This is a genomic window from Sphingomonas populi, from assembly GCF_004208535.1.
Lineage (GTDB): Bacteria > Pseudomonadota > Alphaproteobacteria > Sphingomonadales > Sphingomonadaceae > Sphingomonas > Sphingomonas populi.
The window spans coordinates 1-12,949 of sequence record NZ_SGIS01000067.1; the positions used below are offsets into that span (position 1 = coordinate 1).

Genomic DNA, 12,949 nt, shown 5'->3' on the forward strand with positions numbered 1-12,949 from the left:
CGATTATATCGAGCGCTTCTACAACCCGACGCGCCGGCACTCGACGCTGGGCTATCTCAGCCCCATGGACTTCGAGCGGCAAGCGCATGTAGCCTAACTTGGTGTCCATGGGACCGGCAGCAGCTCACAAGGCGGTGATCGCAAGGAAGGTCGCGAGCGCAAAGCGCGTGGGTTGGCCGATCGGCGATGTCGTATCGATGAGCCGGTTGATCGTCAGCCCGATCAAGGCTCCGATGACGGCCAGCAGCCAAGTTCGCTGGGGCCAGTCCACCGCAGTGTCATCGTTCGGGTCGATCACGCTCGCCTGCATCGCTGACTCCTGCATATGCGGTGACGATCGTCGCGACAGACGGCCACCAGGGCGACGCATCTCGTACTTATTAATTGAACATCGGTCAATTGGCCGATGGCAATGTTGGCAATGGCATCATCGGGATGGCGTCATTCGAAGGGTTTGCCCGATGCGTGTTCAACAGGCATCTTTGAAAATCGCGGCAATGGCGTGTTTGGCACTGCCGCTGACGGCGATAGTGTTGCCACCCCGTTGCCACGGTTCAGCGATCCAGAAGTTGCGGCGTATAGTGCCGGAACCTGTTGTCATACGTATAGGTTTTGGTATCGGCCGCGCCCAGCGCCCTGGTCGTGCCCGGTCCCGAGATGACGGTGCCCTGCATCGTGATCCGCATGGTCGGGATCGTACCGGACTGGGGGGCGACGAATGTCAGCGTCCCCTTGCTCGCGGCGCATTTGACGGTTCCTTCGTCATCGCAGGACGCGCTGTTGTCCTCGCCGACCGGCACCGTGCCGAAATATTGCCAGCCCCTATAGTCGCTCTTAGCGGGATCGAAGAAGAGGATCGCGTACCCCAGGGTTTTGACGCCTCCGTCAACGCGGCTGGTAGGGATCGCCAACAGCAGATGGCCGGCTTTCGTCACATATCGCTGCGTCGCGCGCTCCCGGTCGACAGTATCCGCTTTCGCATAGGCTCCGAAACTGCCGATGTCAGACGGCTGGGCATGAAAGAGCTTCCATACCGGCTTTCCGTCGACCACATCCGCGACATAGGTCGCCGTTGTCAGCCGGACGCCCATTTCGGGCTCGGGCGCGCCGTCGGCCAGCCCGGCCTTGGAAACGTGATCGGCAAAAGCGGCATAATACTGCTTGCCGTCCAAGGTGAAATCTTCCGCGTGCCAGAACTCCACGACGGCCCCGTCGTCGAGCGCATAGGAGGCGGACCCGTCGCCCTTCTGGCCATAGATGTCCGCGAGAATCTGGCCCGGGGTAGGGGGTGAGGCCGGTACGGCAGGTGCGGTAGCTGCGGTTTCGCCGTCCTTCGAAAGAGACGTTGCGTTTTGCGAAACCGCCGCGCCGTCGGCTTGGGTCACATTGCCGGGCGCCCCACTGGAGCAGGCGGCGAGCGAAGATAGGAGCGCGATCAGTGTCGGCGGCAACAGGATTGCGTAACGCATGGCTTCCTCCAAGCAGGAGGCCAACGTTTATCGGATTAAAGACGATGTTCAATAAAATTATTGGCTTCGACGGATCATGCGGAAGGCGTGATTGGGTGTGGCGTTCCGCGACAAGCGCCAGCGTCACGCAGTCCAGATTCGTCGCCCGCCTATATAGTCCGCCCCATCGCTGCCGAGGATCGCGCGGCGCGGAACATTGTAAATGGTGTATCCGCGCGCGGTCCTGAACGGATCGTACTGACGATATTCGTCTCTACGCCGTCACTGGAATTTCACCAGTTCGACGCGGCGGTTTTTCGCCTTGCCGTCCTCGCTGTCGTTGGCGGCAATCGGGTTAGTTGCGCCAAAGCCCTTGGCCTTGAGCCGATCCGGTAAAATTCCTGCGGATACCAAAGTGGTCACCACCGCCTTCGCCCTGCCCTCGGAAAGCGACTGGTTATGGGCCACTGCGCCGGTCTCGTCGGTATAGCCGTTGACGGCGAGCTTGAGATCCGGGCTCTGCTTGAGCAACGTCGTGATCGCGTCGATCTGTGGCTGCGAATCCGGCAGGATCTGGGTCCGGTCGGTGGCAAAGTTGACGTGGACGACGGCCTTGCCGGTCTTGTCGATTTCCTGCTTCAGCGCGTCGGCGGGGAGCAGGCTGGCGCTCTGGACGAAGGGCTTGGTTTCCAGGATGGTCCAGCTCGCGCTGTTGCGACCATTCACGAAATGGACCCAGATTTGCCGGTCGGGGCGTCGGATCACCCAGGTTTCGGTCGGATTGTTATACACATCGCCGAGTCCGGTGTTCATGCCCACCTTGACGTCCTCGGGCAGTTTGTCCGTCACCTCGCCCGGAATCTTGCTGTCGGTGAGTTGCTGCGCCCCGGCCTGTTTCAAGACCGCTTCGATGTTCTTCTTCAGTTCGTAGTCGGAATAGGTCTTTCCGTCCTTCGCATCGATGAACGACATGAAGAGCTTGCCCTCGACGTCGTGCAATTCCGTACCCGTCCAGAACGGAAAATGCCCGAAATCGCGCGTCTCGGGCGGATTCATCGGCTTGTAGCCGTCGGGGAGGGAGAAATAGGGGAAACTGCCGAGCGGCACAGTGGAAATCGGGACGCTGTCGATCGAGAAAGAGGCGGGTTTGGCGGGCGCGGGAGAAGTGCCGTTATCGGGAAGAGGCTGGCCAGTAGCCGCTTCCGCTACGTTGGCTGAGGCATTGTCCTTATCCGGCTTGTGTCCGCATGCGGCAAGAAGGAGCAAGGCGACAACCCATGTGTGTCTCGACAGCTTCACAGATCACCTCTCAAAATGACATGACGCCCGAACATACCGCGCGCGAGCAATGTCGCAACGTGAGCGGATCCCGTGATGGATCAGCCGTTCCGTAAAGGAGGCAACGCGACCGTGGCCCCGCTTCAATCCGATCCACGGTCGGCGAGCGCCACGGCGTTGTTCAGCCGCGTCACTTCGGGCGCGCCGTCGGCCAACTCGACCCGCACAAGCAGCGTGGCGGGATCGACCCCGGCTGGGATGGTCAGCCTGACGGTCGCGGTCTTGGGTTCCAGATCGGTCGGGGCCGGCAACGCGGGCACTGGCGCGCTCACCAGCATTGTGTCGCGCCACAGCGAAACGCGACCCTGCGGCGCCGGCACCGAGCCCAGGCTGTGCACGGTGATCTTCACCGTCCGCCCCTGCACGACGACATCGTCGCGGCCGATGCCGAGATCGGGACGCGTTTCGACCGGGGCAGTCGGGGTGACGAGCACGAAATCATACACCGTCATCACGCCCGGCGCGAAGGTGACCGGCACACTGGCGCTTCGCTCCAGATCGATCGGCGTTGCCGGCGATGCACCAGTCAGTGTCTTGCCCGCATCATTGCTGGTGCCGCTGGTCATCGACCAATGCCCGGCGGTGACATTCCACGCGGTCATCGTCGCGGCCTGCGGCGTCGCGCTGGTGTTGTAGCCGAGCACACGGAAGCGCGTCGGCGTCGCGCCGGGCAGCAGGATCGCGACTTGCTCGGCGCCGCCGGGCTGGGCGAAGCGCCAGCTCACGGTATTGCCCGGCCAGGTCTGGTTGCGCTTGAGCGCGATGCCGCCGAGCCGTTCGCGCTGCAGGATCTCGTTGGGCTGCTCGACGCGGTCTGACCACCAATGGCCCTCGGTATAGAGCATCATGTGCTGTGCCTTGTCGGCCATCGCCTCGCCGTGCAGCTTGGCGAGCGTGTCGAGATTACCGTTCGCCGACCAAGATGCATAGCGCGCAAACGCCTCGTCGCCCTTGGCCGCGCGGGCGAGCAGTGCCGTGCCGTCGGGTAGGGCAGCGAAGGCATTCTCATTGAACTCGGCGAGCGCGTTTGCGCCACCCTTGGCGGCGCGTGTCTCGATCGGGCGCAGGTATTTCGCATCACCGGTGAAACGCCACGCCGCCCAGCTTGCCTGGAGCGAGGTCGTCACCCCGCCGCCATCGCCGACGCGCTCGGCATCGGTGCGCCAGTTGATCTCATTGGGGTAGGTCCACAACCCTTCGGCGTCCTGCTTGCCATGCGCCATCCAGCCGTCGATCACGCCGGTGACGAGTCCGCGTGCGGTCGCATTGCCATTGTAGAGGCCGATCAGGATTGGTGCGTGCAGTACGGTGAAGCTGTAGGGCTTCTGCCATTCCCATGCGCCTTCGCGGTACATCATGCGTCCGCCGTACCAGTTGCTGGCGAAGTGCATGTGGCCGGCGGGGTTGGTCAGGATCACACTTTGCAGCGCCTTGACCGTGAGCATCAGCCGCTCGATCGAGATCGGCTCGCCCCAGTTGAGGTAGAGCCGCTCGGCGTCGGAGTTGAGCCCTTCCTCATAGGCGTGGAGCTCGTCGGTGGTGATATACCCGAGGCCGTTCACGCGCATGCCGTTCTTGTACGCTGCGTCCGCCAGCGCGCGCAGCGACGCGTTGATCTTGTCGGGCTCGACGCCCATCAGCGCGAGGCCGGGCCATTGCTGGGTGAGGTCGGTGTCGTCGGAGATGCCGCCGCCGAAATCGCCATAGGGAACCTGGCGATGATCGATCCACCAGTCGACAAAGTGCCGAGTGAGCTTGAGGTCCTCGAGCTGGCGGAACGCCCACAGCGGTACGCCGGTCGGCGCGGTCGGCTGGGTGTAGGGCGGCAGATTCTCGGGACGATAGTCGATGTCGGCCCAATAGCGGCGGGCGTCGGCATTGTCGGGATCGACGCGCAGCAGATCGGTGATGTCGCCGAACACACGAGCATACAAGGCTTCGCGCTTCGAAGCGGTGTGCTCCTCGACCAGATAGCCCCAATTGTCCTTTACCTGGTTGAAGCGGTCGGCGATGTGCTCGGGCAACGCGGCTGCGCGGTCCTTGAACACCAGGCGGATCTTGGCGCCGTTGAGCGCTGTTGCGTCGAAGTTCGGCTCGCCCGAAGCAATGCTGAGATACAGGCTGTCGTTCGACAGGATACGGTCGCGCAGGTCGAGCCAGAGCGTGCGCGCCTCACCCGGACGGACGGTGACCGACAGGTCGATCATGTCGCGCGCCGGCCAGATCGGATCCTTCACGCGTATGTTGAGCGGGATCAGGCCGTTGCCCTTCAGCGCGGGCAGATCGATCGCGATGCCGTCGAGGCCGTCATGCACATTCTGCCAGCCGTAATCGAACGCGCGGGCGAGCGGCTTATCGGGGTACGCATCGCCGAGGCTGGCCGGGATAAGGATATGGACGATCGGCAGGCCGGGCGCACGCGCCTGTGCCGGGGCGCCGGCACCGGCGGCGGCGGCGCCGACCGCCGCCTTGATCCCCGAGCTCGGCAGCGCGACGACCATGCTGCGCTCGTCGGGAGCGTAGCGCCCAGTGATGAACGATTCGAGCGAGGCGAGCGAGGCGATCTTGGTCGAGGCACTGGCATCGACGGTGTAGGACAGCTTGAACGTGCCCGCCGGTTCGGTGCCGGCATGAACGTCATACGCCCACAATTCCCGGATCGGCTGCTCCTGCATGGTGTTGACGAAGCTGAGCACGCCGCCCGTGCGTTCGGGCGCGTCGGTGACGCTGCGCACGATGCCCTTGGCGCGTGTGGCCAGTGTGGTCGACTTGCTGCCGTTGGACCACAGCAGCGAACCATAAGCCGCGCCGCAGATCTCGACGCGGTTGAAGCGCTCGCCTGCCGGCACGGTCAGGTCGTAGCGCTTGCCGCCTTCTACATAAACGTTCCAGTCGGGCAGTTCGAAATAGTCATCGCGGCCGGGCAGGCGCGAACGGTTGTAGACACCGGGCCAGGTCGTCTCGGCGATGCCGTCGACGCCCTTCCACATCCACTCCTTGAGATCTTTGGCGTCAGAGAATTCGACCTTGCGCACACTGGTGACCGGCGCGTCGAGCAAAGGCGGCAGCGTCTTGTCCCAGCCATAGCGGTGCAGCCACGCGGTCCGGCGCGGTGCCGCTTCGGCAAGCGCCGCAACGGGCGCGGGTTCATGTTTGTCGGCGAGCACGGCCACGTCCTCGGCGCGCAACATGTGGTCATAAACGCGGATATCATCGACATCGCTGCCGCGCATATAATTGTAACGGCTCTGCACCTGGTGCGGCGACATCACGCGCCCGGCGAGACCGAACTGGTCGAGCCCCGAGTCGAGATCGGCAACCTGATCCTTGCGGACCGCCAGCTTGCCATCAATGTAGAGTTGGACGCCCTTGGTCTCGTCCCAGGCGAAGGCGATGTGCTTCCATCCATCGGGCGACGGCGTCTGCGGGGTCGTCCATGACACTCGGATACGCGATAGGTTGGCGTCGGTGACAAATGCGTCAAAGCCGTGGCCGTTCCAGTCGATTCGCAGGAAGGCCATGTCCCAACTGCTATGGTCGGCGAAACCGGCCCGGAAGATCACGAACGGCGCGACGCCGAGCGGCTCACGCGCGCGCCAAAAGAAGCTCAGCGTGCCGCGCTGCGCACGCATGTTGCCCGGTGCCAGCCATGCGACATAGCCGTCATCGGCCCAGCGCGCCGCGCCGCCGATCGCGCCGTCGCGCACGATCGTCACGTTGCTGCGAAAATTGGGTACAGGGTCTCCGACCGCAGTGTCGGCGGTCAGGCTTTTGTCGGCGGATACGTGGAACAGCAATCCGGCGGCGTCCTGGGCGGTGGCGGGGGTAGCAGCGACAATCGCGAGCAGGCTCGCGCAACGAAGATCAAAGCGCATCGAGACGGGCCAATCTGGGCGAGAGGAAATGGATGACGCCGACCGCGATGCCGGCGACGGGGATGATGACGGTGTAGCTTCCGGCCGCCTTCGCCGTGGCCACGGTATCGGGATGTTTGGAGGTAGCCATTATCTCTCTCCCGTCGGCGACCCTATGCTCGGCCTTCCCCGACTTTGTGAAACCGTATGTGCCGCTATTCCCTTGGTAACCGTCCGGGGGCAGATATCCCTTCTGGTATGGGAAACCGGTGTCACGAGCAAGAGGCGGTGCGCTCGTTTCGTCGGCAATGGATATCTGTCGATTGGCGAGAGATGTTCGCTGCCGGCGAGGAGATGAGGTCCGAAAGGGGCCACATCACTCTCGCCCGTCGCCAGTGCCATACCCGTAATGATCTCCGCCGAACCGCCAGCCCCGCGCGTAACCTGGGCCTATCCAATCGCGCACATGAAAAATCCTGTTGACACCGGTTACCGAAAGCGACATTTCGGAACCACGACGAGACCGCCACAGAGCATCCGTCGAGGAGGAGAGGAGTGCTCGCTGACAGCGCATTTCTTCTTTTCCGCGAACCATGTTGGCCACCGGACTCGGGTCCAGCATGCAATCGGTGTCAATGCAGTCGCGCCGAGACGCGACGGACAGGGGGGATGAGAAATGACCACGTTTTCCAAGAGCTTGAAGCTACAGAGCGGCGCGTCGATCGTTACGGTGGCGATCATGTCGCTGTTGCCGACTGCGGCATTTGCGGAGACCGCGCCGGTGACGCCCGCGCCGGCTTCAGAGTCGGTACTCGCGTCGCCGCAGGACACCGCCGTTCCGGTCGCGCCGACAACGACCGCGAGCGCCGATAGTCTGCCGTCAGACACGGCTCGCGACATCATCGTCACCGGCTTCCGGTCCAGCCTGCGCAAAGCGCTCGACTTGAAGCAAGCGGCGCCGAACCTGACCGAGTCGATCCTCGCCGAGGATATGGCGAAGATGCCCGACCTCAACCTTTCTGAATCGATCCAGCGCATCCCCGGCGTCGCCATCAGCCGCGAAGGCGGAGAGGGTCGCAACATCACACTCCGCGGATTCGCGCCCGATTTCACCCGCACGACGCTCAACGGCATGGAGGTGCCGGCAAGCACCGACGGTCTCGACTCCGGCGGTTTCACCGTCAACTCGAGCCGCGGCTTCGACTTCAACGTTTTCGCCTCCGAGCTGTTCAACCGTATCGATGTGCAAAAGACGCAACGCGCCTCGATCGAGGAAGGCGGTATCGCCGGCACGATCGACCTCTATTCCGGCCGGCCGTTCGACCGCCCGGGCACCCACGTCGTCGTGTCGGGGCAGGGAAGCTATAATACGGTTACGCGTAAGGTTGATCCGCGCATCGCAACTGTTTTCAGCAAGACCTTCCTTGATGACAAGGTCGGGCTGCTGCTGTCCGCCGCCTACTCAAAGCGCACGGTATACCAGGAGGGCCGCTCCAGCGTCCTCTGGACCAGCCCGCAGGTCAACGGGGATTCCTGGGCAGACACCAATCCTAAGGTCACCGGCACGCCCAAGCCGTGCGGCGCGGCCGATCCACTCGACTGCCTCTATGCGCCACGCCTGCCGCGCGCGGACTTCTTCGGCAACGATCAAACCCGTCTCGGCCTGTCGGGTGCGCTGCAGATCAAGCCGATCGACCGCATCACGATCACGGCGAGCGCGCTATACTCGCGGCTGAAGAACGATCGCTTCAACTACAATTCGATGGAATGGCTGCTCACACACGGCCCGGCTGGCAATCAGGTCGGGCAAACCCCCGTGGCGTTCACCGTGTCGCCAAACGGCAAGGAATTGATCGCCGGCACGTTCAACGACGTCACCTCCTGGTACGAAAACCGTCATCAGAGTTCGACCTCCACATTCCAGCAATATGTCGGCGATCTCGACTACAAGATCACCGATAGCCTATCGTTCAAGATGCTTGTCGGGACAGCGCGGGATTCAGCAAATCGTGACGAACTGCGCTTCTACCTGCATTCGATTCCGCATGCCTATTCGTATGATTACACCGGCAGCGTCGACGTCCCGCAGGTTTCGTTCGGCACTTACGACCCCAACGCCGCGAGCAATTACACCGATGCGCTGACCGCAGCGAACCGACTGAATTCCATCGTGAAAGACAATTTCACGACGAAAGGGGATCTAACTTTCAACCGCGGTGACCTTTCGCTGAAGGCAGGCTTCGCGTTCAATCGCCGCCTCGTGCGATATGGCGAGGCAAACGGAGCCAGCCCCACGATAAAGCCCGTCTCCCAATATATGACGGCATTTCCGATTCCGCATTTCGGTTCTGGAGTCATCGACGGCGGGCTGCCAACATTCGCCGTGATCGACTTCGACAAGATTGCGCAGTCCGGGCTGATCTCGAACCAATATATCGACAATGTCGGCGCTGGCTGGCAGGTTATCGAGAAGACGACAGGCGGATATATCGAGTTCAACGATCGCTTCGATCTCGGCTCGATGGCGCTGCGATTGAACGCCGGCACGCGCTATGTGCGAACCGGGGTCGATTCCCGTGCGATACTCGCTGGCTCGGGGGTGCGGGTCGATCACGATTACGGGAACTGGCTGCCGTCCGTGAACGTCGTGCTCGACTTCACACCGCGCTTGTTGGCGCGTGCCGCCTACGCGCGGTCGATGACCCGTCCCTCGCTCAGCGCCCTCAACATCGCTGGGCCAACGTTCGGCTACGATACCAGGACGGTCAGCGGACTCGGCAACCCCTATCTGAAACCCTATCAGTCCAACGATTATGATCTCGGGGTAGAGTGGTATTTCGCGAAGGGCGGCCTGCTCAGTGCTGCGGTATTCTACAAGGACATCATCAGCTCACTGACAACCGCCATCGTCACTCAAGCCGTGCCGCAGCAATATTGGGCGGCGATCTATGCAGATCCGCGCTACAGCCCCGCCTATCAGGCCGATCCGGCAAAGGTTCCGTACACGTTCGCTACGGTGGTCAACACGCCAAATGGCAATAGCGTTAAAGGCATAGAGCTGACTGCCAATGTGCCGTTCTCGATATTCAGCGAAAGCCTGGCAGCGTTCGGCGTCGCGTCAAACTATACCTATGTCGATGCTCGGGATTCGACAGGACTATCGCCGAATTCCTGGAACGTAACGGCCTATTACGATACCGGCACGCTGGGCATCCGCGCCTCGCTGAACCATCGCGACGACTATCTGATCAGCACTCCGGCGGGTAATGGAAACCTGCAGGCGCGCAAGGCCGGGTCTACCCAGCTCGACCTGTCTGCTTACTGGAACGTCACCAAGCGGTGGGCGCTCAATCTTCAGGGTGTGAATATCAACAACCAGCGCGAACGCTATTTCGACACCGGCGATGGGACCCAGAACCTCACGCGTGAATACACGGGAACCGGCCGCACCATTCTCGCCGGCGCGCGCTACCAGTTCTGAGGTGAAGCGGGCCATTGGCGAGCCAACGCCATTGGCCCTTTCACATCAAAATCCGAACGAGGACGGCGCGAGGGTGATCACGAAGAATCTCAAAATGATCGCAGCACTGTTGCTGAGCGTTGCCGGCCCGGCGGTTGCGAATCGCGCCATTGACGACAGCTATACGGTGGCGCGCCGCTTCGAGGGCTACCGATCACAATATCCCGGAATCGCGCTGCCCGTGATCGCGCCACAGACCGGCCAGACCCTGGCATTCGACCTCGTCTATAAGACGGTCGGCGATCGGGATTTGCATATCGACGTCTTTGGTCCGGCTCGGCGCAGGAATATCGGACAAGGACTTGTTTTGGTTCATGGGGGTGCGTGGCGGTCGGGGAGCAAGGCGCATTTCTACGCGCTCGCCAATCTGTTGGCACAGCGCGGCTTCACCATATTCCTGCCCGAATATCGTCTGACGCCCGAAAAGCCTTATCCGGCGGGTATGGACGACATCGCCGATGCAATGGCCTGGGCTCAGCAACACGCGCCGCGCTATGGCCTTCGGGCCGATCGTATCGCGATCGGCGGCGCCTCCTCGGGCGGGCAAATGGCATCACTGCTCGCATATGGTGGTGCTTCGCCCGCGAGCAGCACTGCGCGGCTGTCGCCAAACGCGCTGATCGACCTGGACGGGGTGCTCGACGCGACGAACCCGCTGGCCCTGCAATACGAGAATGCAGCCGGGCCGGCGTCACCGCTGGCGCAATGGCTCGGCGGCTCGTTCGAACAAGCGCCCGGCCTGTGGCGGGCCGCCAGCGCGGCAAGTCATGTCGGCGCTTCGTCGCCACCGACGCTCATCATCAGCAGTGGGGCGCCGCGCTTTACCGCCGGGCGCGAGCGCGTCTTGTCGGTCTTGCACCGTAACGGTATCCGAACCTCCATCTACACCTATACCAAAGCGCCCCATGATTTCTGGCTGTTCGACCCATATCTAAATCAGGCGGTCAGCCTGATCACAACCTTTCTACGGGCGGTCGATGCCGATCAGGCGCACAAGGCGAAGCTATGAAGATGCGATTGATCTCTGCCTGTGCCGGACTGCTCGCCGGGACGTTCGCAAGCGCGGGTTGGGCCGCGACGCCTGAGCTGAGGGTCAGCCAGGCCTGCGCCGGCGCGAGCCACTGCTTTGAATCGCTCGGTGCCGCGTCCGCCGAGGCGAACCGCGACACGGGCACGGGATGGATCACGATTCGCGTGGGGCAGGGTTCCTTTCGCGAGAAAGTAACAATCTCGCGCAACAAGGTCAGGCTGATCGGAAGCGGTGCGGCGCGCACGAAGCTGCACTTCGATGCCGTCGCCCAGACATCGGGCGCCTATCATCGCGGTGGCTGGGGTACGCCGGGCTCAGCCACACTGACGATCGACGCTAGCGATGTGATTGTCTCGGCGATGACGATCGAGAACGACTATGACTATCTCGCGAACGACGTGCTGCCTGACGACGACACGCGCAAGATCGGCAACCCCCAGGCAGTCGCGCTTCTGGCCGATATTCATAGTGACCGCGTCAGCATCCGAAAAAGCGCGCTGATGGGATATCAGGATACCCTGTTCGCCAACGGCAAGCGGGTTCATATCACCGACAGCCTGGTTGCGGGCAATATCGATTTCATCTTCGGCAACGGCATGGTCCTGATCGAACGGTCCGAAATCCGGTCGCGCCGTCGCGCGGCGGCAATGGATGGTGAGCCGTTCCAATCGTTCATCGCCGCCCCCTCGACGCTCCTGGATCAGCCGGTCGGCATCGTCTTTTATCGGTCCCGACTGACACGCGAGGCAGGCGTTCCAGACAAATCCGTCGCTCTCGCAAGGCCGTGGCACCCGACCACGCGGTTCGCCGACGGACGCTATGCCAATCCGCGCGCGATCGGGCAGGTCTCGTTCATCGACTGCTTTCTGGACGCGCACATCGCGCCCGATCATTGGGCGACCATGAAGGGCACGGCGCGTTCCGGCACCATGTCCGATGTTTTCCGGCCACAAGATTCACGGTTCTTTGAGCGGGGTTCCACTGGACCGGGGGCGAAGGCTCGCAACATCGGTATGCCCTCAAACGGTCTTGGCGAAATTGCACCGATCAAGCGCATCATTTTCGAAAATTGGCCTGACGCGCAGTGAAGCGTCCCGAACGACACTATGCGGCGAGTTCCGCGCTGGTGCAGATGCCGGCGGAACCGCCGCTGCTCGGCAGCGGGCAATGCCAGCCATACCGGGTTGAGTACCGGCCGCATGCTGTCCACTGCCGAGCGCCAATCGGTTCCACCGCGCGGCGCGATGTGGGCGTCTCGAATGTGCCAACACCGCTACACATGTCTCGACGCGGTTTTGCGGCCTAAGGTGATGGTCGTGCGTTCAGCGGAAATGACGGATACGATCGAAAGCCTTCAGCAGAAGATGGAAGCTGCCGCGCTGGCGTTGGATTTTGAGGAAGCCAAGCGGTGCCGCGACAGGATTAGCCTGATGCGCGGCGGCGCCACTGCGAGCGAAGCCGAACACGCCGATTCCGCGGGATTGCTGCGCCAGCAACCAGGGGCGATGGGGCTTGGCACCAGCCAGCAGCGCGTGGCGCCCCCGCCAGGCTGGCAGCCGCCGCCCAAGCCCGACCCCATGACATCGGGCCGGACATCGCGCGGGCGCCGTCGCGGCGCGTGAGGGATGCACGATAATACCAAGTCTCGATGATCGTGACTCGCAAGGGCTTGCCAGCGGCGGTAAGCTTTGATTCAAGATGGCAAACGGACTGGAGTTTGCCATGCCTATCGCACTTCGCACCGACTTCGACGCTTCTG

10 protein-coding genes are annotated in these 12,949 nt (G+C 62.6%); 5 read left to right on the forward strand and 5 right to left on the reverse strand.

The window, feature by feature from the left end; translation table 11 throughout:
- The coding region (locus EWE75_RS26200; protein ID WP_345789384.1) for an IS3 family transposase at nucleotides 1–97 on the forward strand (97 nt) is incomplete at its 5' end.
- Nucleotides 98–124: 27 nt separating this feature from the next.
- Here EWE75_RS26200 and EWE75_RS22645 read toward each other — a convergent pair.
- The 5 genes from EWE75_RS22645 to EWE75_RS25200 all read right to left on the reverse strand — a co-directional run bounded on the left by EWE75_RS22645 (nucleotide 125) and on the right by EWE75_RS25200 (nucleotide 6,791).
- Complete coding sequence (locus EWE75_RS22645) at nucleotides 125–310, reverse strand: hypothetical protein (protein ID WP_130160341.1); 186 nt, start codon at nucleotides 308–310, stop codon at nucleotides 125–127.
- A 244-nt stretch (nucleotides 311–554) separates the two neighbouring features.
- Entirely contained in the window at nucleotides 555–1,469 is a 915-nt protein-coding gene (locus EWE75_RS22650) for a hypothetical protein (protein WP_130160342.1), read from the reverse strand.
- Between the two features lie 261 nt (nucleotides 1,470–1,730).
- On the reverse strand, nucleotides 1,731–2,714 hold the full coding sequence (locus tag EWE75_RS22655) for an OmpA family protein (RefSeq protein ID WP_231708527.1): 984 nt from the start codon (nucleotides 2,712–2,714) through the stop codon (nucleotides 1,731–1,733).
- Nucleotides 2,715–2,869: 155 nt separating this feature from the next.
- Complete coding sequence (locus EWE75_RS22660) at nucleotides 2,870–6,661, reverse strand: LamG-like jellyroll fold domain-containing protein (RefSeq protein ID WP_130160343.1); 3,792 nt, start codon at nucleotides 6,659–6,661, stop codon at nucleotides 2,870–2,872.
- The gene (locus EWE75_RS25200) at nucleotides 6,651–6,791 is read right to left on the reverse strand and encodes a hypothetical protein (RefSeq protein WP_165388499.1); all 141 of its coding nucleotides are present in this window, start codon (nucleotides 6,789–6,791) and stop codon (nucleotides 6,651–6,653) included. Before EWE75_RS25200 ends, EWE75_RS22660 begins: the two co-directional genes overlap by 11 nt.
- 588 nt (nucleotides 6,792–7,379) lie before the next feature.
- Between EWE75_RS25200 and EWE75_RS22665 the strand changes: the two genes are divergently transcribed.
- The 4 genes from EWE75_RS22665 (at nucleotide 7,380) to EWE75_RS22680 (ending at nucleotide 12,812) form a co-directional block, all read left to right on the forward strand.
- Nucleotides 7,380–10,121 (forward strand): TonB-dependent receptor, encoded by a 2,742-nt coding sequence (locus EWE75_RS22665; RefSeq protein ID WP_231708529.1) that lies wholly within the window; start codon nucleotides 7,380–7,382, stop codon nucleotides 10,119–10,121.
- Between the two features lie 31 nt (nucleotides 10,122–10,152).
- Complete coding sequence (locus tag EWE75_RS22670; RefSeq protein WP_231708528.1) at nucleotides 10,153–11,169, forward strand: alpha/beta hydrolase; 1,017 nt, start codon at nucleotides 10,153–10,155, stop codon at nucleotides 11,167–11,169.
- Between the two features lie 2 nt (nucleotides 11,170–11,171).
- Nucleotides 11,172–12,278, forward strand: a complete 1,107-nt coding sequence (locus tag EWE75_RS22675; protein ID WP_130160347.1) for a pectinesterase family protein — start codon at nucleotides 11,172–11,174, stop codon at nucleotides 12,276–12,278.
- 243 nt (nucleotides 12,279–12,521) lie between these two features.
- Complete coding sequence (locus tag EWE75_RS22680; RefSeq protein WP_130160348.1) at nucleotides 12,522–12,812, forward strand: UvrB/UvrC motif-containing protein; 291 nt, start codon at nucleotides 12,522–12,524, stop codon at nucleotides 12,810–12,812.
- The last annotated feature ends 137 nt before the right edge of the window (nucleotides 12,813–12,949 follow it).

Bases quoted from the DNA above. Each gene is read 5' to 3' on its own strand.
- EWE75_RS22675 (WP_130160347.1), top strand. From the start codon at position 11,172: ATGCGATTGATCTCTGCCTGTGCCGGACTGCTCGCCGGGACGTTCGCA.
- EWE75_RS22660 (WP_130160343.1), bottom strand. From the start codon at position 6,661: ATGCGCTTTGATCTTCGTTGCGCGAGCCTGCTCGCGATTGTCGCTGCT.
- EWE75_RS22680 (WP_130160348.1), top strand. From the start codon at position 12,522: ATGACGGATACGATCGAAAGCCTTCAGCAGAAGATGGAAGCTGCCGCG.
- EWE75_RS22645 (WP_130160341.1), bottom strand. From the start codon at position 310: ATGCAGGCGAGCGTGATCGACCCGAACGATGACACTGCGGTGGACTGG.
- EWE75_RS22665 (WP_231708529.1), top strand. From the start codon at position 7,380: ATGTCGCTGTTGCCGACTGCGGCATTTGCGGAGACCGCGCCGGTGACG.
- EWE75_RS25200 (WP_165388499.1), bottom strand. From the start codon at position 6,791: ATGGCTACCTCCAAACATCCCGATACCGTGGCCACGGCGAAGGCGGCC.
- EWE75_RS22650 (WP_130160342.1), bottom strand. From the start codon at position 1,469: ATGCGTTACGCAATCCTGTTGCCGCCGACACTGATCGCGCTCCTATCT.